1 protein-coding gene is annotated in these 418 nt (G+C 59.8%); it reads left to right on the top strand.

Annotation, left to right across the window (positions count from 1 at the left end):
• On the top strand, positions 1-418 hold a 418-nt coding region (locus R5H29_RS06710), incomplete at both ends, for a Tn3 family transposase (RefSeq protein ID WP_332328945.1).

The raw sequence follows: 418 nt of genomic DNA, 5'->3' as shown, positions 1-418 counted from the left end.
ATTCCACAAAACGACAAGGTCCGGCTCCTGTGGCGCGGCGACAACCGGATATCGATTACACCGTTCAAGCCCTTGCCCGAACCGAAGGGTCTCGCTTCGATCAAAAGCGAGATCGGTCAGCGCTGGCCGATGACCGGACTGCTGGACGTGTTGAAAGAGGCTGCTCTGGACACGGGATTGATGGATGCTTTCGAAACGTCGGCCTCGCGGGTTACCCTGTCGAAAGCAGCCTTGGCTCAGCGTCTTTTGCTGTGTCTCTATGGCTTGGGCACGAACGCCGGGCTCAAGCGGGTCGCTGGCGCAACACCCGATGTCAGTTACGAGGAATTGCTGCATGTCCATCGCCGTTTCATCCACGCGCCAGCGCTGAGGGAGGCGTGCGCGCGGGTAGCAAACGCGACACTGGCAATCCGCAATG

Source organism: Stenotrophomonas sp. A3_2 (assembly GCF_036624925.1).
Lineage (GTDB): Bacteria > Pseudomonadota > Gammaproteobacteria > Xanthomonadales > Xanthomonadaceae > Stenotrophomonas > Stenotrophomonas hibiscicola.
Note: the sequence above shows the minus strand (reverse complement) of the source record. Positions and strands in the feature narration are given on the sequence as shown.